20 protein-coding genes are annotated in these 21,329 nt (G+C 73.4%); 5 read left to right on the forward strand and 15 right to left on the reverse strand.

The genetic code is table 11. The features are described from left to right. Nucleotides 1-159: 159 nt before the first annotated feature. Nucleotides 160-2,202 (forward strand): calcium-binding protein, encoded by a 2,043-nt coding sequence (locus MRBLMG1_RS27845; RefSeq protein ID WP_367826885.1) that lies wholly within the window; start codon nt 160-162, stop codon nt 2,200-2,202. 66 nt (nt 2,203-2,268) lie between these two features. On the opposite strand, the gene sigJ is transcribed toward MRBLMG1_RS27845, so the two are convergent. Then, the gene (gene sigJ, locus MRBLMG1_RS27850; protein ID WP_367826886.1) at nt 2,269-3,291 is read right to left on the reverse strand and encodes an RNA polymerase sigma factor SigJ; all 1,023 of its coding nucleotides are present in this window, start codon (nt 3,289-3,291) and stop codon (nt 2,269-2,271) included. Nucleotides 3,292-3,461: 170 nt separating this feature from the next. Between sigJ and MRBLMG1_RS27855 the strand changes: the two genes are divergently transcribed. Both MRBLMG1_RS27855 and MRBLMG1_RS27860 read left to right on the forward strand, forming a co-directional pair. Beyond that, on the forward strand, nt 3,462-3,866 hold the full coding sequence (locus tag MRBLMG1_RS27855; RefSeq protein WP_367826887.1) for a hypothetical protein: 405 nt from the start codon (nt 3,462-3,464) through the stop codon (nt 3,864-3,866). Between the two features lie 184 nt (nt 3,867-4,050). Beyond that, nucleotides 4,051-4,323 (forward strand): hypothetical protein, encoded by a 273-nt coding sequence (locus tag MRBLMG1_RS27860; RefSeq protein WP_414721657.1) that lies wholly within the window; start codon nt 4,051-4,053, stop codon nt 4,321-4,323. 67 nt (nt 4,324-4,390) lie between these two features. Here MRBLMG1_RS27860 and MRBLMG1_RS27865 read toward each other — a convergent pair whose 3' ends face one another. The 6 genes from MRBLMG1_RS27865 to MRBLMG1_RS27890 form a co-directional block, all read right to left on the reverse strand. Further along, the gene (locus tag MRBLMG1_RS27865) at nt 4,391-5,749 is read right to left on the reverse strand and encodes a hypothetical protein (protein WP_367826889.1); all 1,359 of its coding nucleotides are present in this window, start codon (nt 5,747-5,749) and stop codon (nt 4,391-4,393) included. Nucleotides 5,750-5,877: 128 nt separating this feature from the next. Next, nucleotides 5,878-7,308: a cellulose binding domain-containing protein gene (locus MRBLMG1_RS27870; protein ID WP_367826890.1), complete on the reverse strand. Its 1,431-nt coding sequence runs from the start codon at nt 7,306-7,308 to the stop codon at nt 5,878-5,880. Further along, complete coding sequence (locus MRBLMG1_RS27875) at nt 7,305-8,825, reverse strand: beta-N-acetylhexosaminidase (RefSeq protein WP_367826891.1); 1,521 nt, start codon at nt 8,823-8,825, stop codon at nt 7,305-7,307. Before MRBLMG1_RS27875 ends, MRBLMG1_RS27870 begins: the two co-directional genes overlap by 4 nt. 9 nt (nt 8,826-8,834) lie before the next feature. Then, entirely contained in the window at nt 8,835-9,668 is an 834-nt protein-coding gene (locus MRBLMG1_RS27880) for a carbohydrate ABC transporter permease (protein ID WP_367826892.1), read from the reverse strand. Next, on the reverse strand, nt 9,665-10,564 hold the full coding sequence (locus tag MRBLMG1_RS27885; RefSeq protein ID WP_367826893.1) for a carbohydrate ABC transporter permease: 900 nt from the start codon (nt 10,562-10,564) through the stop codon (nt 9,665-9,667). Before MRBLMG1_RS27885 ends, MRBLMG1_RS27880 begins: the two co-directional genes overlap by 4 nt. Beyond that, nucleotides 10,561-11,844 carry an extracellular solute-binding protein gene (locus tag MRBLMG1_RS27890; protein WP_414721658.1) on the reverse strand — a complete coding sequence of 428 codons (1,284 nt, stop codon included), beginning with the start codon at nt 11,842-11,844 and terminating at the stop codon, nt 10,561-10,563. Before MRBLMG1_RS27890 ends, MRBLMG1_RS27885 begins: the two co-directional genes overlap by 4 nt. A 175-nt stretch (nt 11,845-12,019) precedes the next feature. On the opposite strand from MRBLMG1_RS27890, the gene MRBLMG1_RS27895 reads away from it, so the two are divergent. Beyond that, nucleotides 12,020-12,787, forward strand: coding sequence for a GntR family transcriptional regulator (locus MRBLMG1_RS27895; RefSeq protein ID WP_367826894.1), 768 nt, complete (start codon nt 12,020-12,022; stop codon nt 12,785-12,787). 35 nt (nt 12,788-12,822) lie between these two features. Then, nucleotides 12,823-13,587 carry a GntR family transcriptional regulator gene (locus MRBLMG1_RS27900; RefSeq protein WP_367826895.1) on the forward strand — a complete coding sequence of 255 codons (765 nt, stop codon included), beginning with the start codon at nt 12,823-12,825 and terminating at the stop codon, nt 13,585-13,587. Between the two features lie 27 nt (nt 13,588-13,614). On the opposite strand, the gene MRBLMG1_RS27905 is transcribed toward MRBLMG1_RS27900, so the two are convergent. The 8 genes from MRBLMG1_RS27905 to MRBLMG1_RS27940 form a co-directional block, all read right to left on the reverse strand. After that, nucleotides 13,615-15,072 carry an NADase-type glycan-binding domain-containing protein gene (locus tag MRBLMG1_RS27905; RefSeq protein ID WP_367826896.1) on the reverse strand — a complete coding sequence of 486 codons (1,458 nt, stop codon included), beginning with the start codon at nt 15,070-15,072 and terminating at the stop codon, nt 13,615-13,617. Nucleotides 15,073-15,077: 5 nt separating this feature from the next. After that, nucleotides 15,078-15,647 carry a phage tail protein gene (locus tag MRBLMG1_RS27910; RefSeq protein ID WP_367826897.1) on the reverse strand — a complete coding sequence of 190 codons (570 nt, stop codon included), beginning with the start codon at nt 15,645-15,647 and terminating at the stop codon, nt 15,078-15,080. Further along, a complete protein-coding gene (locus tag MRBLMG1_RS27915) occupies nt 15,644-17,629 on the reverse strand; it encodes a putative baseplate assembly protein (RefSeq protein WP_367826898.1) in 1,986 nt (661 codons plus the stop codon). The genes MRBLMG1_RS27910 and MRBLMG1_RS27915 overlap by 4 nt, the downstream gene beginning before the upstream one ends. 6 nt (nt 17,630-17,635) lie before the next feature. Then, on the reverse strand, nt 17,636-18,034 hold the full coding sequence (locus MRBLMG1_RS27920) for a GPW/gp25 family protein (protein ID WP_367826899.1): 399 nt from the start codon (nt 18,032-18,034) through the stop codon (nt 17,636-17,638). Nucleotides 18,035-18,047: 13 nt separating this feature from the next. After that, a complete protein-coding gene (locus MRBLMG1_RS27925) occupies nt 18,048-19,862 on the reverse strand; it encodes a VgrG-related protein (protein ID WP_367826900.1) in 1,815 nt (604 codons plus the stop codon). Then, nucleotides 19,859-20,599 carry a LysM peptidoglycan-binding domain-containing protein gene (locus MRBLMG1_RS27930; protein ID WP_367826901.1) on the reverse strand — a complete coding sequence of 247 codons (741 nt, stop codon included), beginning with the start codon at nt 20,597-20,599 and terminating at the stop codon, nt 19,859-19,861. The genes MRBLMG1_RS27925 and MRBLMG1_RS27930 overlap by 4 nt, the downstream gene beginning before the upstream one ends. Nucleotide 20,600: 1 nt before the next feature. After that, nucleotides 20,601-21,038, reverse strand: coding sequence for a phage tail protein (locus tag MRBLMG1_RS27935; protein ID WP_367826902.1), 438 nt, complete (start codon nt 21,036-21,038; stop codon nt 20,601-20,603). Between the two features lie 67 nt (nt 21,039-21,105). After that, on the reverse strand, nt 21,106-21,329 hold a 224-nt coding region (locus MRBLMG1_RS27940), incomplete at its 5' end, for a hypothetical protein (RefSeq protein WP_367826903.1).

Below are 21,329 nucleotides of genomic sequence, written 5' to 3' on the forward strand. Positions count from 1 at the left end.
CGTCCCCACCCGAACAGCAGGCCGTGCGCGCTCCCTCACGGGAGTGGTTCCCGGGGGCCAGTGGGCGCAGTGCGGCGCGGTCCGCGCGGGAGTGGCGGGAGTGCCGGGACGAAGCTGTGCGCTGCCCGTACACCCGCGAAGACGGAGGTTCCCACTCCCATGACCCATGCACACCTCAGACCGGCGGGGCGGCGCCGCGGAGCGGGCGGGAGGGCCGCGGCGCTCGCCGCGTGCGGCCTGGCGCTCGCTCTCGCGCTGCCCGGCACCGCCCTGGCCGCACCCGGCGACCTGGACCCGGCGTTCGGGACCGGCGGCCGGGTGACCACGCCCCTGCCCGGGTACGCCGAGGGGCACGACCTCGCGCGGCAGGCCGACGGGAAGCTCGTCATGGTGGGGCTGAGCAGCGAGGGCGGCTTCGCGCTGGCCCGCTACCTGCCCGGCGGCGGCCTCGACACCGGCTTCGGCGGTGACGGCCTGGTGACCAGCGGCTTCGGCGGTGGTGCCCACGTGGCCAACGCGGTGGCGATCCAGCCGTCGGACGGCAAGATCGTCGTGGCGGGCACCACGGAGATGGTCGCGGAGGAGGGCGGCGGCTGCTGCTTCTTCTCCGTGGCCCGCTACAACACCGACGGCAGCCTGGACACCGACTTCGGCGAAGGCGGCCTGGTACGCGTCGAGGAGTTCGGCGGCTCGGCGGACGGCGCGGACGTCGCCGTGCAGCCCGACGGCAGGATCATCGCCGCCGGCAAGGCCGGCGGCGGCGGTTTCGCCCTCGTGCGCCTCGACACCGACGGCGGCTTCGACCCGAACCTGGGAGGCGACGGCACGGTCGTCGCCGGCTTCACGCCCGCGTCGCCCCAGGACGCCGGCGGCATCACCCGCGCGCTGGCGCTCCAGCCGGACGGCAAGATCGTCCTGACCGGTTACGTCGGCAACACGGCGTTCGACATCGGCGTGGCCCGCTACCTGCCCGACGGCAGCCTCGACGCCACCTTCAGCGGCGACGGCATGGTGACCGCCGACTTCGGCGGCACCGAGTTCGGCAACGCCGTGGCCGTGCAGCCGGACGGCCGGATCCTCGCGGCCGGAAGCGGCGGCGCCGGCGTCGCCCTGCTGCGGTACAACGCCAACGGCACCCCCGACACCGGTTTCGGCACCGGCGGGCGCACCTCGGTCGCCTTCCCCGGCGACGGCGGCATCGCCTACGGCATGGCACTCCAGAGCAACGGCAGGATCGTCCTCGCCGGCCGGGCCGACGACCCCACGAGCGCCGAGGCGAACGACTTCGGCCTGGTCCGCTTCCACGCGAACGGCACCGTCGACACCGGCTTCGGCGGCGACGGGTTCGTGGTCACCGGCTTCGGCGACTTCGACGAGGCCCGCGCGGTCCTCGTCCAGCCCGACGGCACGATCGTCGCGGGCGGACACGGGGCGGGCTTCGCCTTCGCGCTCGCCCGCTACCAGGGCGGCGACGGCACACCGCCCCCCACGCCCCAGGCCGACCTCGTGGTGACACAGGCCCCCACGGCTGCCGTCAGCATCGGCGACCGGGTCACCTACACGGTGACCGTCGCCAACTCCACGGCCTCCACCGCCACCGCGACCGGCGTCACCCTCTCCGACACGTTCTCCGGCGCCGGCGTGACCCTCACCTCGGCCACCTCGCCGCAGGGCGGCTGCACGACCACGGCGACCACGGCCACCTGCGCCCTCGGCTCCCTGGCCCCGGGCGCGAGCGCCACGGTCACGCTGACGGCCGAGCCCCGCTCCACCGGCACGATCACGCACAGGGCCACCGCGACCGGGTCCCCGCAGGACCCGGTGGCCTCCGACAACACGGCCGTCGCGTCCACCTCGGTCAACAACACCCGCGGCTGCACGATCATCGGCACCAGCGGTGTCGACACCCTCACCGGCGGCTACGCCAACGACGTGATCTGCGCCCTGGGCGGCAACGACACCGTCCGTGCCGGCTACGGCAACGACACCGTCCACGGCGGCTTCGGCAACGACAACATCGACGGCGGTTTCGGCGACGACACCCTGAACGGCGGCCCGGGCAACGACACCCTGACCGGCTACTACGGCAACGACCGCCTCACCACCACCGACGGCGTCCTGGGCAACGACACCGCCAACGGCGGCCTCGGCACGGACACCTGCACCACCGACGCGGGCGACGTCCGCATCAGCTGCCCCTGACCCGTCCCCTTCCCGCCCCGCTGACGAGAGCCGTCGCCGTCTCCACGGCGACGGCTCTCGCACGTACTACCGGATCTCCGCCGTGCCGTCCGCGGTGCCTGGCGTCGTGGCGTCCGCCGTGCCGTCCTCCGTGTCGGACTCCCCGCCCGGCTCCGTCCACGGGCGGAGTTTCTCCGGGTTGCGGACCGCCCAGATGCGCGTGACGCGTCCGCCGTCGACGTCGAACGCCGCGACCGTCACGGTGGTGCCGGAGTGCTGGGCGACCAGCCCCGGCCGGCCGTTGACCGTGCGCTCCAGGAGCACCAGCCCAGGGGCCTTGTCGGCGATGTGGATCAGGTACTGGGCGATCATCTCGCCGCCCTCGACCGGGCGCAGGACGGTGCCGACCATGCCCCCGCCGTCGGCGGTCATCGTGGCGGCGGGATCGAGGAGGCCGACGAGGGCCTTGATGTCCTTCGCCTCCCAGGCCTCCTTGAAGTCCCGCACCAGAGCGGCCTGCCCCGCCGCGGGTGCCGGCGTGGCCTTCGCGTCGCGGACCCGCCGCCGGCCCGAGGTCGCCAGCTGCCGACAGGCCGCGGGGGTCCGGCCGACGATGCCGGCGACCTCGGGGAAGGGGTAGCGGAAGACGTCGTGCAGGATGAACGCCACGCGCTCGGCCGGGGTCATCGACTCCAGGACGACGAGGAAGGCCATGTTCACCGACTCGTCCAGGGTGACCCGGTCGGCCGGGTCGGCCGGCTCGGCCCCGCCGTCCGCGGGCCGTCCGCTGAACCACTCCGTACGGTCGGGCAGCGGTTCCGGCAGCCACGCCCCGACGTAACGTTCGCGCCGGGCCCGCGCGGAGCCGAGCACGTCCAGGCAGATGCGTCCCGCCACCGTCGTCAGCCAGGCACCGGGCGACTCGATCGCCTCCTGCTGGCGCCGCGTCATCGCGTACCAGCGGGTGTACGTCTCCTGTACGGCGTCCTCGGCCTCGGCCAGGGAACCGAGCAGCCGGTAGGCGAGATTGGTGAGGTGGCGCCGCTCGCCGACGACCTCGCCGGGGTCGGGCCCGCGCCGGTCCTGCGCCTGCTCGGCTGTGGTGCTCATGCTCGCGACCGCTCCCTCGTTCTTCTCGTGCGTTCCGAATCCCGGCACGTGACATGATCATCTCACCCATGGACGTGACCGGCGTCTCACTCACACTTCGCGCCCCCGCTTCGTCGAACCATCGAGAACGTACCGATCCACCGCCGCGAGGCAGAAGAGGGGACCGCACCATGGCCACCAACACCACGGCAGCACAGCGCAGTCACACGTTCCTGCGGGTCTCGATCGCCCTGCAGACCCTGACCCTGTTCCTCCAGGCGGTCTCCGCCGGCCTGCTGCTGTCCACGTCGTACGGCGAGACGCTCCACGGCGTCGGCGCCCGTGTGATGTACGGCGCGACGATGCTGTACGTCATCGCCGCGATCCTCGCCTGGCGGCCGGGCGGCGGTTCGCCCCGCCCCATCCTCCACTCCTCCGGCTTCCTCGTACTCGCCTCGGCGCAGGTCGTGTTGGGCATCGCGCGCGTGCCCTCCGTCCATGTCCCCCTCGGTGTCCTCATGTTCGGCCTCAGCGTGCTGGCGCTCGGCCGCATGGTGACCACCGGCGTGACGGCACGCGCCGCCGCCCGCGCGTAGCGGCCCACGGCCGGGCCCGCCGCGCGGAAGCCGGCGGCCCGGCGGCCGGGGACCCGCCGAGTGGACCCTCGGGAGGGGAAGGAGGACGCTGGAAGGGAACGCGCCCGGGTGCCGCGCGCGTACCGAACAGCGTGCCCGCCCGGTCGGGAAAGGCCGCGTCATGCGCATGCTCCTGAGAGTTCAGATGGACACGCCGACCTCGAACGAGGCGATCAGACAGGGCAGCCTCCTGAAGATCATGGAGGGGGCCCTGGAGACGTTGAAGCCCGAGGCCGCCTACTTCACCGTCGACGACGGCTGTCGCACCGCCTATCTCTTCTTCGACCTGGCCGATCCCTCCCAGATGCCGAAGATCACCGAACCCTTCTTCATGGAACTCGGCGCCAGGATCCACTACGCGCCGGTCATGGACGTGGACGACCTGCGCAAGGGCCTCGCCGCCATCATGCGCGACTGACCCGACGCGGCCGGAGCGCCCCTCAGCGGTACGGGAGCGGTCGGTGGGGCCGCCCGCCGCGGCCGTGTCAGGAGGAGCGCAGCACGTCCATGACGGGTCCCGCGAGATGCCGCAGGCGGGGCGTGCGGAGGTCGAGGACGGGGGTGGGCCGGGAGACGGCGTGGGAGACGAGGAGGTTCATCAGCGGCCAGAGGGCCGGTGAGCGGGGCGGCAGGGGGATCACGCGGCCGTCGGGGGTGACGACCTGGGCGGTGGTGACGCCGGCGAGGAGGTTCGTGCGCGCCCAGTCGACGACGAACGAGGTGCTGTCGGGGGTGGCTACGAGGACGACGTCCTGGGTGTGGTTCAGGACCGCGAGGTAGTTCATCGGCACGGTGAGCCGGCGGGAGGCGTCGAACGGGGGCGATCCGTCCGCCGGGCGGATGCGCAGCACCGTGTCCAGGACCGGGCCGTGCACCTGGAACGTGGTGGTGCCGGACATCCGGAGGAAGCGGGCGCGCACCAGATGGCCGCCGCGCCGTGCCCACCGCCGGCGGACGGAGCCGAACGCCCCTGCGCCGCCCGGCAGACCGTCGGTGATCCAGCGGGTCTCCTCACCGGGTTCGGACACCGGTGCCTGCTCCTCGGGGAACGCGCTGTACCGGTCGGCGAGGGCGGTGTACCGCGCCGCCGTCTCCGGGTCCAGGCGTCCGAGGTGGATCGTGTCGCCGACCAGGGCGACACCGCCGGCGGCGCGTGAGAGGCGCATCTGCTCCAGCTGGCGGCCGGAGCGGCGGGTCACATCGGTCACCCGGCCCTCCAGGTCGACCACCCGGCAGGTTCTCGTGCCCGCGAGGAGGGCGCTGCGCGGCCAGAGCGGGGTGACCTTCGAGGGGGCCGCCGGGTCCACGAAGACGGCGAGGCGGCCCGCCGTGACCGCCGACAGGCAGAGGGACGGCACCCGCCACTCGCCCGCCACCTCGAACCGGCCCGCCCCCTCGTCCCGCCGCACCCGCAGGCGCAGCCGGACCAGGGGCGTGAACTCCGCCGGGGCGTAGTCGCCGCCGTAGGTGGTGAACGTCCCCTCGTCGTCGGGTTCGTACCGCACGAGCGACGCCTCCAGGACGTCGGCCCGCACCAATTCCGCTTCCGGCGGGCCCGTTTCTGAGCGGGGAGCGCAGAGCACGAAGGTGTCGTCCGCGTAGTCGGTGCTCGTGTCCTTCAGTCGGTCGCGGCGGGTGATGCGGGGGAACTCCTGGCGCGCGGCCCGGTGCGCCATGACCGGGACGGCGGCCGAGACGGCCAGTCCGACGGTGAGCGCGATCCAGGCCCAGTCGTCGCCCTCGGACCAGGCGACGTAGGCGACGGCGAGGGCGAGCGGCCCCGGGAAGAGGCACACGGTGGCGAAGAGGAGATGGCCGATGAGCACCCCGGTGTAGCTGCGCATGGCCCCCCTGCCTCCGCCCCGTGTCGACGTGGGCACCGTACCGAGCCCGGCCGCGGCCCCGCACCCCCTTCGGAGGGGGTGGGGTGCGGGTGGGGCCCGGTCCCGTGCGGGGACCGGGCCCCCGTCGGTCACGGCGCGGCGGGCACGGTGTCCTCGAAGGCGGTGCCGGCGGAGCGGTAGGCACCGACCTTGGCGGCCACCTGGGCCGGGGTGAGGACCTGGTCCTTGACGTGGAGCACGTAGTCGACCTTCTGGTCGTAGGCGCGCGGGGTGGTCGACGTCTGGCCGGCGAGGTCGATCAGCCACTGGTTGAAGTTGATGGACATGGGGCGTTCGGGGAGGTAGCGGGCGTCGTGACGGCCGAACTCCCGGCCGTCGACGTAGTAGACGATGGCGCTGTCGTCGATGGTGAGGACGAGGTCGTGCCAGCCGTCGTGGCTCGTACGGGACTCGGAGTGCTGGTTGACGGCCTCCCAGGGGTCGGGACGGTAGGTCTCCCAGGAGGTGGTGTAGAGGATGTTCGCGGGCTCGCCCCAGCCGCCGTTGGGCAGGTACTCGAAGTCGTACTCGGCGTAGTCGTCGGCCATCGGGGCCTTGAGGTCGTTGATGGTGAAGAAGGTCTGGACGACGCGGTCGCCGTCGGGTCCGGAGAGCGGCGCGTCGGAGAAGCGCACGCGCGCCGCGTAGGTGCCGTTCCTGAACTTCGTGGCGCGGGTGAGGATCTCGGTGTGCCGGGTGGACTCGCCGGTCCCGGCGGTGGAGGTCCGGAGGTTCATGATCGAGTTCGTGCCCTCCTTCGCGAAGGTGACGTTCTCCGGGGCCCAGGTGGCGCCCGGCACGCCGGGGCCGCCGGCGTTGGAACGCACGCTCCAGCCGTGGGCGTTGACGGCCGGGTCGGTGTGCCCGGTGTAGTCGAAGTCGTCGAAGAGCGCGGCGCCCGCGGGCGGTGGCGTGGTCGGGTCGGTCGGCGTGGGCGTCGGTGTGGGGGCGTCGCCGGTGGGGGAGGTGCCCCAGACCGGGACGCCGGCGACGGTGGCGGTGACCTTGGACCAGGCGGTGTACGCCGTCTGGGCCGGGCCGAAGGAGTAGTCGTCGTTCTGGTTCAGCGGCTGCCAGTCGGACCGGTGGAAGCGCAGCTGCATGTCCCCGGTGTCCGCGCCCGCGGCGAGCGAACCGGCGCCGGCGGTGAAGCCGACCTCGAGGTAGCGGTCGGCGGTCGCGGTGGGGTGGGCGAGGGTGCCGAAGGTGCCGGTGAGGTTCGCGCAGCCCTTCACGGCCCACGAGCAGGCGTAGGTGTACGAGGCTCCCGCGTCGGCCTTGAAGTAGTAGCGCACCTTGACCTGGCTCAGCGGCAGGCTGGAGCTGCCGGTGTTGACGACCTTCAGCCAGGGCTCGACCTGGTCGCTTCCGGTGGCGCTCTGCCGGTACTGGACGGTGACGGCCTCGCCGGCCGCCGCCGCCGGAAGCGCGGTCAGTGCGGTGGCGCCGAGCCCGGTCACCGCGGCGACGGCGAGCGCGGCACGGATCCGCGGCTTCCTGTTCCTCGACGGGTCGCTCATGACAAGTCCTCCTTGAGTGGGGTCCGGCCGGAGGCCGGGGGCGTGGGGGAAAGACGGCGCGGCACCCCGAGGGCGTCGAGCCGGGTCCGGTGGTGGCGCAGGCGCTCCCGGAAGCCGGGCCAGTCGTGACGGCCGGTCCAGACGACCTCGGAGAGCGCGCAGAGCCGGGGGAAGGTGAGGTACTCGGCGTGCGCGGCGGTGGGCACGTACTCGGTCCACAGCTGGGCCTGGGAGCCGAGCACCCGGGCCGTCTCCTCGGGGCTCCAGTCGGCGGGCGCCGGGTCGTTGCCGTGGACGGCCCGCAGGTCGACGACCTCGCCGGCCTGGCCGGGCGGTTCCGCCGGGCCGGCGGACTGGGGGTAGTCGAGGTACGTGGTGCGGTGGGGTGCCATGACGACCTCGTGTCCGCGGCGGACGGCGGTGCGTCCGTGCTCGGCGTCGCGCCACGGCATGACGGTGAAGTACGGCGGGAGGTCGGCGCCGTCCTCGGTCCAGCTGAGGGGCCGGCGGCCGGCGTCGAGGAGGTGGCGTCCGATCCGCTCCATGAACCAGCCGTGCAGGGCGTCGGGCCCCGGCAGCCCCTCGGCGGCGGCCCTGCGGCGGGCGTCCGGGGAGGCGTGCCACTCGCTGGTGGGGCATTCCTCGCCGCCGATGTGGACGTACGGGGAGGGGAAGACGTCCATCACCTCGTCGAGGACGGTGCGGCAGAAGTCGAGGGCCTCGTCGTGGACGCCGAGGATGGTGTCGCAGACGCCCCACCGGTTCCACACCTCGTAGGTGCGGTCCGGGTGGTTGCCGAGCCGGGGGTAGGCGGCGAGAGCCGCCCGGACGTGACCGGGCATCTCGATCTCGGGCACGACGGTGACGCCGCGCTCCGCCGCGTACGCGACCAGTCCGGCGAGCTCCGCACGGGTGTAGGCGCCGCCGTGCGGCAGGCCGCCGACCTCGGTGAGCCGGGGGAGGGCGGAGACCGGCATGCGCCAGCCCTGGTCGTCGGTGAGGTGGAGGTGGAGGACGTTGAGTTTGTGGAGGGCGAGGAGGTCGACGTACCGCCGGAGGAAGGAGACGGGCCGGAAGCGGCGGGCGACGTCGAGCATGGAGCCGCGCCAGGGGAAGCGGGGGACGTCGGTGATCTGCGCGCAGGGGATCGACCAGGCGACGCCGGGCACCGGGTCCGTGAGGAGGGCTTCGACCGGCAGGAGCTGACGGAGGGTCTGGACGCCGGCCAGGAGGCCCCGCGGGCGGGCGGCGCGCAGCAGCACCCCCTCGGTGCCGACGGTCAGTCCGTACCCCTCGTCGCCGAGGCCGGTCAGGGCGCGGTCGAGGGCCAGGACGACGGAGCCGTCGGGGCGTGCGGGCAGCGGCAGGCCGGTCGCCGGTCCGAGCAGGGTGCGCAGCAGGTCGGCGGCGCCCTCGGCACCGGGCGTGACCTTGAGCGTGGTCGCGGCGTCGAAGGTGAACCGGCCGGGGAGGACCGAGAGGTGGGTGGGTTCGGGAACGAGTCGGGGCACGGGCATCGCGGTGCGTTATCCCTTCACGGCTCCGCCGGTCATCCCGGCGGCGACCCGGCCCTGCAGGACCAGGAAGAGGACGAGGACGGGCAGGGCGAAGAGGGTGGAGGCGGCCATGGTGGCGCCCCAGTCGGTGCCGAAGACGTTGGAGAAGGACGAGAGCCAGACGGGCAGGGTGCGGTCGTCCTGGTTCTTGATGATCAGCATGTTGGCGAAGGCGAACTCGTTCCAGGCGGTGATGAAGCCGAAGAGCGAGGTGGCCAGGAGCCCTGGGGCGAGCAGGGGCAGGGTCACCCGGCGGAACGCGCCGGCGCGGGTGCAGCCGTCGACCTGGGCGGCCTCTTCGAGCTCCGCCGGGACGCCGGCGAGGAACGAGCGGAGGGTGACGATGGTGAACGGCAGGGTGATCATGAAATAGATCAGGCTGAGGGTCACGAGCCGGTCGAGCAGGTCGGCGTCCCTGGCGATCACGTACATCGGGATCAGCAGGGCTTCCCAGGGCGCCACCTGGGCGAGGAAGACCATGAGGAGGAAGCCGCGCCGGCCGCGCCAGCGCAGCCGTGCCACGGCGAACGCGGCGGCCAGCGCCACGACCAGGGCGAGCAGGACGCACCCGGCGGTGACGAGCAGGCTGTTGCGCCAGAAGGTCCAGAAGCCGTCCGCGGCGACGGCGTGCCGGAAGTGCTCCAGGGTGACGGCGCCGGGAAGGAAGCGCGGGGTCTCGGACTGGATGTCGCGGGTGGGCCGGAAGGCGGTGAGGACCATCCAGTACACCGGGAAGACGGCGAGGACGAAGACGAGCGTCGCGGCGGTGTTCAGGGGGAGTCGGCGCAGGGCGCGCGGGGTCACCGTTCGGCCTCCTGTCGGAGCAGCTGGCGGAAGTAGGCGATGAGCACGGCCACGAGGAGGAGCACGGTGAGGGTGGAGACGGCGGCGCCCAGGTCGTAGCGGTGCAGGGACTGGGCGACGCGGTAGGCGTAGACGGGCAGGGTGGTGGTCGCCTCGCCGGGTCCGCCCTTGGTGACGGCCCAGATCTGCGCGAAGCAGCGGAAGACCCAGATGACTTCGAGGCAGAGGACGAGTCCGAAGATCGGCCTCAGCAGCGGCAGGGTGACCGACCGGAAGATCCGCCGGCCGTCGGCCCCGTCGAGCCGGGCCGACTCGTAGAGTTCGGCCGGGACGGTGAGCAGCGCCGAGTGGAGGGTGATCGCGGCGAACGGCACCGACTGCCAGACCACCAGCAGGACGAGGACGGTGAACGCGGCGGGCCCGTCGGCCAGCCAGGAGTAGCCCTCGAACGACTCGAACCCCAGCCGCACGAGCACCCAGTTGACCACTCCGAGGCGCGAGGCGAACAGCCACTGGAACACCGTCGTGGTGGCGATGACCGGGCTGGCCCACGCGAGGACGAGGCCGCTCGTCACCAGGATCCGCATCCGCCGGCCGAGGCGCTGCATCATCAGCGCGACCAGCGTGCCGATCACCATGATCAGCGTGACGTTCACCAGCGTCCACCAGAAGGTGCGCCGGACGACCTCCCAGAACTCGGGGTCGGTCAGGACGGTCCGGTAGTTGCGGACCCCCACGAATCCCGCGCCGCCGCGGATGAGCTCGCCCATGCCGTACTCCTGGAAGGAGATCAGCAGATTGCGGACGAGCGGGTATCCGAGGAGGAGGACGCCGCCGAGGACGGTCGGGGCGATCAGGAGGTAGGGCCGGAGGCCCGGCCCGTGGGGCCGCCTCACGAGCCGAGGGTCCGCGTGATGCTCGCGGACGCGGTTGCCGCCGCCCGTGCGGGATCGGTGCCGGTGAGCACGGCGGTCATGTACTGCTTGATGGGGTTGGTGGCCTCGACGGCCGCCCACTGCGGGGAGTTCGGCGTCGCCCGGCCCTGTGCGGCGCCGGCGGCCATGGCGGCCGTGCCCGCGTCGTCCTGGATGACGTGCGCGAGGGAGGTGCGGTTGGGGACGTAGCCCATGGTCTTCGCCATGTCCGTCTGCCACTTCTCGCCGGTCAGCGCCTTGACCACCTGGTAGGCGGCGTCGGGATGGGTGGAGGCCTCGGGGACGATGAGGTCGGACCCGCCGGTGAAGACCGCGCCGGGCTTCTCCGCCGTTCTGCCGGGTACGGGGAAGAAGCCGAGCTTGCCCTTGAGCGCGGGGTTGATCTCCTCGACGATCTTCGCGCCGCCGGGTACGGCGACGATCTGTGCGACGTCCCCCTTGGCGAAGACCTCCGCCTGCGGCGGCTTGGCCTCGTCGGAGTCCTTGGGGCCCTTCCCGAGGGCCTGGAGCCGCCGGTAGAAGTCCATTCCGGCGAGGGCCTGCGGGGTGTCGAGCGCGCCCTTCCAGGCGGCGCCGTCCCGGACGGCGAGGTCGCCGCCGGCCTCCCAGACGAAGCCGGAGAGGGTGTACCAGTTCTGGCCGGGGAGGTAGATCCCCTGGGTCCTCCCCTGGTCGAGCTTCGCCGTGACGGCGAGCCACTCGTCCTGCGTCCTGGGGGGAGCGGTGATGCCGGCCCGGGCGAAGAGGTCCTTGTGGTAGATGACGACGCGGTTGGCCGCGTACCAGGGGACGCCGTACTGCCTGCCGTCGACCTTTCCGGGTCCGGCGAGTCCGGGAAGCCAGTCGGCGCCGTTCAACTCGCCGGTCCTGTCGGTGAGATCGCGTACGCCGCCGCTCGCCGCGTACTGCGCGACCTGGGTGTTGCCGACCTCGATGACGTCCGGGGCGTCCTTGCTGGCGAGGGCGGCGGTGACCTTCTCGCCGATGCCGTCCCACTCCTGGATCTGGATGTCGAGGTCGATGTCCTCGTGTTCGGCCTCGAAGCCGGTCCGGAAGCGGGTGAGGAACGCGTCGGTGACGCTGTCCTTCATGATCCAGACGGTGACCTTCTCCGGTCCGCCGGAGGCCGCCGGGTCGGCGGGGGCGCTACAGGCCGTGGCGGCCAGGGTCACGGCCGCGGCGAGGGCGAGGGGGCCGGTGACGGGACCGGAGAGGAGGCCTGCGGGGGGACGGATCTTCAACGTGCACCTCGATGGGTAGTTGACCAATTGGTCAAGTGGTCAGGTGTGTGACCAGAAGGTGGCATGGACCAGTGGAGTCGTCAATCCCCTGAAAAACATGCGCTGTTCACTCGATGACAGGTCAACTCGTTCCGCTACCATCAGCCTTACCAGTTGACCAGTCAGGGAGAGTGGCATGAAGGACGGCTCCTCCAGCGGGGTGCTGAAGCGGGAGCGGGTACGGGAACACCTGCTGGGCCTGATCGAAGGCCTCGGCCCCGGCGACCCGATCCCCTCCGAGCGCACCCTCTGCGCCGGCCTGGGCGTCTCGCGGCCCACGCTGCGCGCCGCCGTCGACGAACTCGTCGCCACCGGCCTGCTGGTGCGCGAGCACGGCCGGGGCATGTTCGTCGCCCCCGCCAAGATCACCCAGCAACTCGCCCCCGACGAAGCGGCCTTCGCCGTCCCCCGGGCCTCCGGCGACTGGTCGAGCACCGTCCTGGAGGCCGCCACCGTCCGGGCCGGCGCCCGCATCGGCCGCAGGCTCCGCCTGTCACCCGCCGCCGAGCTGCTCTACGTCGCCCGGCTCCGCCTCGTCGACGGCGCCCCCATGGCCATCGAGCACCTGCACATCCCGGCCGACCTCGTCGGCGCCGCGCTGAGCCCGGAGGAACTGGAGGCGGGCGACCTCTACGACCACCTGCGGGAACACCACCGCGTCCACGTCAAGGAGGCCACCCAGTCGATCGAACCCACCGTCGTCAGCGAGGACGAGGCCGCGCTCCTGGACGTCCCCGTCCTCTCGCCCGCGCTCCTGATCGAACGCCTCACCCTGGACACCGCGGGCCGGCCCGTCGAGTACGTCCACTCGGTCTACCGGGGCGACCGCTACCGGATCGTCTCGCGCCTCGACTTCACCCGCGACGGCCTCGTCACCTCGTCGACCGAGGGAGATGCATACTGACCAGCGGCGGGAGCGCGCATCGGGGAGGGCACGGGATGGAACTGAAGCGGGAGCGGGTACGGGAGCATCTGCTGGCCGTGATCGACGGCCGACGCCCCGGCGACGCCATCCCCTCCGAGCGCACCCTCTGCGCCGGCCTGGGCGTCTCGCGGCCCACGCTGCGCGCCGCCGTCGACGAACTCGTCGCCACCGGCCTGCTGGTGCGCGAGCACGGGCGGGGCATGTTCGTCGCCCCCGCCAAGATCACCCAGGAGCTGGTCGCCGACGACCACGCGGCGAGCGCGCCCCGCAGCCCGGGCAGCTGGACGAGCACGGTGCTCGAACTCCGCACCGTCCGGGCCGGCGCGCGCATCGGCCGCAGACTCGCGCTCTCCCCGGCGGCGGAACTGGTGCACGTCACCCGCCTCCGGTACGTCGACGGCGCACCGATCGCACTGGAGCAGCTGCACGTCCCGGCCGACCTGGTCCCCGGCCTCACCGCCGCCGACATGGAGGGCGGGTTCTACGCCCATCTGCGCGAGCGGCGCGGCATCCGGACCGCCCACGCCGTCCAGTCCATCGAGCCGACCGTCCTGAGCGAGGAGGAGGCGGCCCTCCTGGACGTGCCCGTCCTCTCGCCCGCGCTGCTCTTCGACCGCATCACCTCCGACACGGCCGGCCGCCCGGTCGAGTACGTGCGGTCCCTCTACCGCGGCGACCGCTACCGCGTCGTCACCCGGCTCGCCCTCGGCGACACCGCGCCCGACCACCCGGCGGCCGACGCCGCACGGGGCGGCGCGTGGTGGGGGACGGTGGAATGACCGGGTGACCGGGGCGGGCGCAGGGCGTCAGGAGACGGACCTGCCGAAGAACTCCAGCTCCGCGACGGCCACCTGCTTGCGCGGGTCCGCCCGCCACGCCGTGGCCAGGACGAGGCGCACCGACAGCGCGTCGCGCACCCGGAGGTCGACGCGCTGCGTGCCGCCGTCGTTGATGCGGTGGTGCGAGACGTGCGTCTCGCCCGAGGAGTCCCGCACGACGAGGTCGAACGTGCGCGGGGTCGCCTGCCCGTCCGCCTGAGTCGTGTTCTTCGAGCTGCCGGGGGTGATCAGCAGGCTCAGCAGATCGGTCGGCTCGGCGAACGTGGCCTCCAGGTACTGCCCGGCCGAGTCGCCCGCGTACCCGGTGCCCCACCAGGTGTTGGAGTAGCCGTCGCCCGCCAGCTTCGGGTCCCGCTTCGCGGCCGAGTGCGACGCCGCCCAGGAGACGGGGTGCACCGGCACCCGGGTGGCGAAGTGGTCCTGGACCGCACGGGCGGCCGGCGGCCCGCCGACGATCCCGCCGACCACCACGGCCACCACCGCCGTCGCGATCAGGGCGCGGACGATCCACCGGCTCCGGTCGCGGGCGAGCCCGGGCCGCCGCCCCGCGTAGGGGCCCTCGGCGTCGGACAGCCGCTCGGGAACCATGGGCGTCGCGCAGAAACGGCAGAAGTGACGGCCCGGCGTGTTGGCGAGCGAGCAGGCCGGGCACGGCGTGCCGCCCTGCACCGGCACGGCCGCCTCAGCCGCCCGCACCGCCGGACGCGCCGCCTCCGGACGCGCGGGAAGCACCGGCGCGGCCACGGCCGGCTCGGCGGGCCGGTTCCCCGGAACCGGGACGAGCAGTGCGCGCACGAGCGTGTCCGACGGGCCGTCGGACGAGGCCCTCGCCTCCGGCACGGCGGCGGGTGCGGACGTCGGTGCGGACGCCGGTGCCTGCGCCTCCGGTGACGCGGTGACGGCCGGCAGCGGCGCGGTGACCTCCTCGGGGCCCACGCCCGGCGGGCCCGAGGGCCCGGCGGAACCCGAGGCGCCGGCCGACGTCCCGGCGCCCGACGTGGCCGTGCCGCCGGCCGATGTCGCCGGGGCGTCCGGGACGCCCTGGACCTCGGGACCGGCAGGCGCCCCGGCGCCGCGCGAGGCGCCCGGAGCCGTATCGGCCCCGGTGGCGGCGCCCGGCTCCTCCCGGCCCGCGCTCTCCGGCGACGCCGAACCGTGCGTCGCACCGGACGCAGATCCGGACGCCTGGTCGGATGCCGATCCGGACGCCGGAACGGACCGAACGTCGGCAGGCGCGCCCGCCGGAGTCGGACGGGCCGCCGCGGACGCCGTGTCGTCCTGGGCGGGCCGGTCGGCGGTGGCCGCCGCTCCGGCCGGGGTGTCCCAGCGCAGGAACGCTCCGCAACTGTCGCAGAACGACTGGTCCACCGTCCGCACCGGGCTCGCGCAGTCCGGGCAGGGGCGGGTCTGGGGCGCGTCACTCATGGGGGTCAGGCTCCTTCGGAGGTACGGGAAGCGGTCACCGAGACCGTGAACGGCAGATGGGCGGGGCGGGCCGCGGCCACGACCGCGCGCAGCCGGTGCGGATCCACCGAGGCGGGGTCGGCGACCCGCAGGACGACGTGCAGCCCGGCCGCGGGAGTCCCGGGGAACGGGCCGAGCGGAGCGGCGGACCAGCTCGCGCCACCGCTCTCGGTGATCTCCGCCGGGACGCCGAACGCGAGCCGGACCGCCGCCGCGAGACCCTGCCGGGTGCCGCGCACCCGGTGCAGCGCGACGGCGGTGGCGACCGCGTGCCGGCGCAGCGGCAGCGGCTCGCCGCCGTCCAGCTCGGCGCCGACCCAGGTCGCGAGGTAGTCCACGAAGTCGGCCGGGGCGAGCGCCGGGGAGAAGTACGCCTCCAGCGAGTCCAGGACGTTGAAGAGCGGAGCGAGGACGACGTCGAGACCGGTCACGAACCGCTGCCCGAAGTCGTCCTCAGCGTAGACGGCGGGCAGCGCCGCACCCAGCGGGTACGGGGTCGCGAGCCCGGGAACCGTACCCCGGGCGGACCCGCTCACCGCGCCTCGATCACGCGGACGCGGTGGTCGAAGGGGAAGAGCAGCGCGGACGGCGCCAGCTCGATCCGGTCGGTCGTGTCACCCCGCCGGCCCGTCAGCGGATCCGCCGGGTGCAGCAGGACCTCGTCGACCAGCTCCACGCCCGGGACTCGCTGGAGCGCCGCGAAGACCTCGCCGGCCCGCAGCGGGCGCCCGAACGGCCACCCCTCGCCGTGCGCCCCGCCCGTCAGCGGGTCCAGGTACGCGTACAGCGCGTCCAGCGCCTCCGCGCGGACCCGCTCCGCCTCGGCCGCCCGGAAGGAGTGCAGCGTCGCCACCACCGTCACGCCCTGGTAGAAAGGCGGCCCGACGGCCAGCCGGGTGCCCAGCGGACGGCGCTCGTCGAGGAAACCCGTCACCCGCGCCAGCAGTTCCTCGCCCGGCACCAGCTGCTCGAAGCGGAGCCGCCCGCCCCGGTCCGGCACCGCCTGCGGCACCACCAGGACGCGCACCGCGTTCTCGCCCGCCTCGGCCGAGTCCGCCGCGAGGCAGGAGATCCGCGCGGCCTCGGGCGCCGCCCGCCGCGCCAGCTCCTCGTAGTCGCGGGCCGTGACGGCACGCTCCTGCGCCCGGAGCGTGATGGGCGCGCGGGCCTTGGCCTCCTCGACGGTCTCCCCGTCGACCCCGCCCCGCGCCGCCTCCCGGTTCTCGACCCGCGCGATGTACGGGATGGAACTGCGCAGCACGGTGATCGTGGCCCGGGCCACGTTGCCCGCCCGGCCGCCCCCGGTGCCGTAGCGGAGCGCGCGGATCGCCGCTCCCTTCGGCGGCACCGAACCGAACTGGCGCAGGGTGCCGTCCGGTTGGCGCACGGAAGGGCCGAAGGCGATCTCGCCGGTCGTCGCGTCGAGGGTGTAGTGCCGGTCACCGGGGCGCGAGGACGCGAAGTCGCGGACGACCGTCCACTCCTGCCAGCCGGCCTCCGGATCGTCCTCGTCCGCGCCGTCCGCCCGCTCGGCGACCTGGAGGAGCAGCGGAGGCCGGTCCACGACCGGCGCGTGCGCGAGCCGCACCCGCTGCCCCGGGACCCCCTCGGACTCACCAAGCTGCTCGTTGCGGACCGCCTCCGCGTGAGCCGCCCGCACCGTGCCGCCGATGGTGAACGCGCCGGCCGCCCGCACGGTCGGCGACTCGCTGTACGAGGGAAGCCCCTCGACCGGCGGCACGACCCGGCAGCGAACCCAGCCCGCCTCGTGGCCGCCGAGGCGCGACGACACGTGCCCCGACGGCATGTGCAGGACCACCTCGCCCGGCCTGTTGAGGCCGCCCGTCGAGTCCTCGTCGACCTCGCACACGACCCACCCCTCGGCCGCCGTCCAGGCCTCCCACACCAGCGGCGGCCGGCGCGGGTCCACGCCGACGCCGTCCACCCGGCTGTCCAGGTCCAGAACCAGGACACAGTCCGGCACCGCCGCCGAGAGGCCCAGCAGCAGCACGTCGCCGACCTGGGGCAGCGCGGAGAACACCGAGACGTCCTCACCGCCCAGCACGTCCTGCGAGCGGTCCTCGGGCGCGCCCCCGGACTCCTGGCGCAGCAGATGGGTCAACTCGCAGGGCACCACGGTCAGATCGGAGGTGGTCGCGAACACGACCGCCTCCTCCGTCTCCGTCCGCCCCGTGGACACCTCCGTGCCGGTGGGCAGCAGCACCGGCTCGGCCTGCGGCGCGGACAACCGGAAGGTGATGTCGGCGCGGGCGGCGGCGGGCGGGAACAGCGTCACGCCCAGCAGGTCGAGGAAGGCCAGATGGTTCTTCTCCGGGACCCGGTTGAGCCGGTAGACGAGCTGGTCCGCCATGTGCGCGACGGCCTCGACCAGGGTGACGCCCGGGTCCGAGACGTTGTGATCGGTCCACTCGGGGCACGCCTGCTGGATGTAGCGCTTGGCGTCGTCGACGAACTGCTGGAAGCGGCGGTCGTCGAGATGGGGTGCGGGCAGGGCCATGGGTGCTCAGTCCTCGGAGGGGATGACGTAGAAGGGGAAGACGAGGTTGCGCGGGTTGTTGGCGCCGCGCACCCGGTAGCGGACGTCGATGTAGAGCGTGGTCGGCTCCAGGGGCGCCGGGGCGACCGTGACGTCCTCCACCTCGATGCGCGGCTCCCAGCGGTCGAGCGAGGACATCACCTCGTGCCGGACGCGTCCCATCGTCGAGTCGTTGACCGGAGCGAAAACCAACTCGTGCACCGCACAGCCGAATTCGGGGCGCATCGGCCGCTCGCCCGGCGCCGTGGCCAGGACGAGCCGCATCGACTCCTCGATCTCCCGGTCGCGCCGGACGAGGGCGATGGCCCCGCTCGGTCCGGTCCGCAGCGGGAACGCCCAGCCCGCACCGACGAAGTGCTCACTCAACGGAAGGTCCTCCTCAGAACGGCAGGTTCGCCACGACGGGGTTGGGCATCGGGATGGTCGCCGTGACGAACGACGGCGCGTTCACGACGGCCTGGGTCACCGCGGACACCTTGAACTTCGCCCCGGCCTTGATGTCCACGCCGAGCCCCGCGTTCATCCTGATCTTCCCCGCGGCGGACAGCGTCAGATCCGTTCCCGACTCCACCGTCACCCCCCGCGCACCCGAGATGGTGACCGTGCCGTCGCTCTCGACCGTCAGGGTCGTCCGCGCCTCGTTCAGCTCGATGCTCAGCGCCCCCTTCGCGGTGCGCAGCCGGATGCCGTGCGAGGCACGCGTCCGGCCGCCCTCCTCGCGCAGCTCCACCGTGTGACCCGTACGGGACGTCAGCGCGCGCCACTGCACCCGCCCGCTCGTCGGATCGACGGGCGGCACTCGGTCGGTGGCCGGAGTGTGCCGGTCGACGCCGTTGTAGAGCCCCGCGAGCACGTACGGGTGCTCCAGGGAACCCCGGTCGAACGCGCACAGCACCTCGTCGTCGACCTCGGGCAGCACGAGACCGCCGCCCCCGCGTCCGCCGAGCTGCGCGACCCGGCACCAGCCGCTCTCGTACGTCGCCGACAGCCACGGGAAACGCAGCCTGACCCGGCCCAGCGACAGCGGGTCCTTCGTGTTGGTGACGAGCGCGACCGCGACACCCGGCATCGGCGGCGCCGGTTCGCCGCCGCCGGACGCCGTCCCGTACAGCGAACGGAACTGCCGCCCCGACACCGTGAGCCAGCTGGTGAACTGCCGCCCCGACGCGAAGACATGACGGACACCGGTCGCCGTGTACCGCCCCTCGAACGGGAAACCGGCCCCCTTCACGGCGACCGGCTGCCCCGGCTTCAGCGCCGGATTGCCGGTCACCGCGACCTCCACCTCCGCGAACGACCCGGTGACGTCGTCGGCGAGCGAGGCCGCCGCCTGCGCCACCTCCGACTGCGTCGTGAACGGCGTGCCCGTCGAAGCCAGTTCGGCCGCTCCGAAGGGTGCGGACAGCTGCGCCGGCGTGATGTCGGAGACGATGTCCCGGCTCGCCACGGCGGGCGTCGGCGCGGACAGCGCCTGCTTCGTCCGCGGATCCCAGCCCCGCACGTCGACCTTCGCCACCTGACCGGCGGCCGTCACCGACACCCGGCTGTGCAGGGTGTTGGACCCGAAGTCCAGGACGTACGGGCTCGACGCCGCCGGCGTCGTGTCGGCGGGTGCGGACGACGCCGGCGGCAGCGCGGCGAAGACCAGCCTGCCCGCCGTGTCGAGCGAGAGCCGCACGTCGTTCTCCCGCGCGAGCCGGGACAGGAAGTCCCAGTCGGTGATGTTCGGCTGGGTCGCCAGCTCGTACACGGTGGGCGTCGCGTCCACCTTGCCGAGCGGGATCCGGTTCAGGCCGGCGAGCTTCCGGACGATGTCGGAGGCCGTCATGTTCGGATAGCCCTCGACCCGCCGGTTGCGCAGCAGCCGGTGTCCGGGGTCGTAGCCCCGCAGGATCAGGTAGCGGCCGTGGCCGGGAGCCGCGTCCACCTCGACGGCCGTGACCTCGCCGGTCAGCATCGGCTCGCCGAGCCGCCCGTCGGTGAAGGGGGACAGCACCGCCATGGCGCCGACCTTGAGATAGGGGAACTTCTCGGTGAGGGTGCCGTCCTTGTCGCTGAACGTCAGCTGGAAGGCGGAGGGGACGTTGACGCTGGCGTCCACCCAGCCCTCGGTGAGGCGGACCGCCAGCGGGTCCGGCAGCGGAGTGCCGTCGAGCTGCACGTGCAGGACGGTGGTGAAGGTCTTCTCGCTCATGAGGCGCCCTGGGTCTCCGGCGTTTCGGTGGTGGACGGGAGCAGCAGTTCCGTGCCCGGGCGCAACCGCATCGGGTCGTCGATGCCGTTGGCCTCGGCGATCACCCGCCAGCGCGTCGCGTCGCCGTACTCCCGCCAGGCGAGGGAGGCGAGCGAGTCCCCGGCGACCGTGCGGTGCGCCCGGCGGGCCGACAGCGCACCGGAGGTCGGGTTCTGCTTCTTGGTCGCGGTGGCGACCTCGGTGAGCGACAGCGAGCACGTGGCACGGATCGGGATGCCGCTGGGACTGAAGAGGGTGTACGTCGCGGACACCGAGGTCACGTACGCGACGAACTGCACGGTCGAGAACGACCCCCACGAGAACTCCACCCACGGCGGCGACGGAGCCTTCGCGCCGATGCTCTGCTGGGTCACCTCGCAGCACGAGAGCAGCAGTTCGACCTGCTGCTGCACGTCGTTCGACGACGGGTCGTCCGAGCGGTCGAGGAACACCTCGAGCTGGAGCTGCGCGGGATCGCTGCCCGTGAACTTCGGCGGAGCACCCCGCGTGTACGCCACGGCCGGCTCGGTGTGCCAGTTCGCGGACCTGCTGAGCTGCAACTGGTCCGGGTTGAACTGGAACTTCACCTGACCGATCCGGCCCCCCATCGACCCGCCGAGATCCGTCGGCGGCTGATGGATGGACAGCGAGGCACGCGAGAGACCGCGAGCCGCCAACGCACCCATGAGCGAGGCCATCTCACGCGCCTCCCGCGTCGGTGAAACCGTGGTGCGCGATCTCCAGCGACTCCGTCGCCACCGCCGGGCTCGCCGGGTCGAGCGTCGGCCCCGTCCAGCGCACCGGCAGCACCTCCACCAGACCCCACTGCGCCACCACCGACCCGTCGGCACGCAGCGCGGCGATCTGCGCGGTCGGCCTCGTGATGCCCGTCGCGAGCGACGAGATCCATGCCGCGACCTTCGCGGTGTCCGGCGTCAGGGGGCGCGTCAGGCGGATCGTCGAGAACGTGACCCGCGTCGGCAGCTGCCACACGAAGCCGTTGTTCCCGCCCTCCTGGCGCTGCTCCACCTCCACCTCGGACGACAGCCCGTCACAGCCGTTGAACAGGCCGAGGTCCTGCCCGTCGATCGTCAGCTTGAAGAAGACGGTGGATGCGGGGTCCAGCTGCGTGGGCATGATGCGGGTCTCTCGGGTAGTCGGGGTCGGCCGGCGGCGGCCGCGTACGGTCCGGGTCGGTGTCCGGTCAGTGGCCGTGGTCTCTCAGGCGCCCCACCCGCTCGCGGTCCGCGCGCAGCTCGGCGCGCAGCAGCCGCGACAGCGGCGTGACGAGCCGACGGGCCAACTCGTCGAGCTGCGTCGGCGATTCCCCCTCGGGCCCACCCGTCGGCTGCGCGGCCCGCTGCACGGAGGGCGCGGCCGACGCGGTACGCGTCGCCGTGGCCGACCGCGGCGGCCGCAGCCCGTTCA

The sequence above is a fragment of the Streptomyces sp. LMG1-1-1.1 genome (assembly GCF_040815545.1).
Taxonomy (GTDB): Bacteria; Actinomycetota; Actinomycetes; order Streptomycetales; family Streptomycetaceae; genus Streptomyces.

What these genes read in the sequence shown, in the direction of transcription:
- MRBLMG1_RS27845 (WP_367826885.1), top strand. Translation starts at nt 160, where the DNA reads ATGACCCATGCACACCTCAGACCGGCGGGGCGGCGCCGCGGAGCGGGC.
- sigJ (WP_367826886.1), bottom strand. Translation starts at nt 3,291, where the DNA reads ATGAGCACCACAGCCGAGCAGGCGCAGGACCGGCGCGGGCCCGACCCC.
- MRBLMG1_RS27855 (WP_367826887.1), top strand. Translation starts at nt 3,462, where the DNA reads ATGGCCACCAACACCACGGCAGCACAGCGCAGTCACACGTTCCTGCGG.
- MRBLMG1_RS27860 (WP_414721657.1), top strand. Translation starts at nt 4,051, where the DNA reads ATGGACACGCCGACCTCGAACGAGGCGATCAGACAGGGCAGCCTCCTG.
- MRBLMG1_RS27865 (WP_367826889.1), bottom strand. Translation starts at nt 5,749, where the DNA reads ATGCGCAGCTACACCGGGGTGCTCATCGGCCATCTCCTCTTCGCCACC.
- MRBLMG1_RS27870 (WP_367826890.1), bottom strand. Translation starts at nt 7,308, where the DNA reads ATGAGCGACCCGTCGAGGAACAGGAAGCCGCGGATCCGTGCCGCGCTC.
- MRBLMG1_RS27875 (WP_367826891.1), bottom strand. Translation starts at nt 8,825, where the DNA reads ATGCCCGTGCCCCGACTCGTTCCCGAACCCACCCACCTCTCGGTCCTC.
- MRBLMG1_RS27895 (WP_367826894.1), top strand. Translation starts at nt 12,020, where the DNA reads ATGAAGGACGGCTCCTCCAGCGGGGTGCTGAAGCGGGAGCGGGTACGG.
- MRBLMG1_RS27900 (WP_367826895.1), top strand. Translation starts at nt 12,823, where the DNA reads ATGGAACTGAAGCGGGAGCGGGTACGGGAGCATCTGCTGGCCGTGATC.
- MRBLMG1_RS27905 (WP_367826896.1), bottom strand. Translation starts at nt 15,072, where the DNA reads ATGAGTGACGCGCCCCAGACCCGCCCCTGCCCGGACTGCGCGAGCCCG.
- MRBLMG1_RS27915 (WP_367826898.1), bottom strand. Translation starts at nt 17,629, where the DNA reads ATGGCCCTGCCCGCACCCCATCTCGACGACCGCCGCTTCCAGCAGTTC.
- MRBLMG1_RS27925 (WP_367826900.1), bottom strand. Translation starts at nt 19,862, where the DNA reads ATGAGCGAGAAGACCTTCACCACCGTCCTGCACGTGCAGCTCGACGGC.
- MRBLMG1_RS27930 (WP_367826901.1), bottom strand. Translation starts at nt 20,599, where the DNA reads ATGGCCTCGCTCATGGGTGCGTTGGCGGCTCGCGGTCTCTCGCGTGCC.
- MRBLMG1_RS27935 (WP_367826902.1), bottom strand. Translation starts at nt 21,038, where the DNA reads ATGCCCACGCAGCTGGACCCCGCATCCACCGTCTTCTTCAAGCTGACG.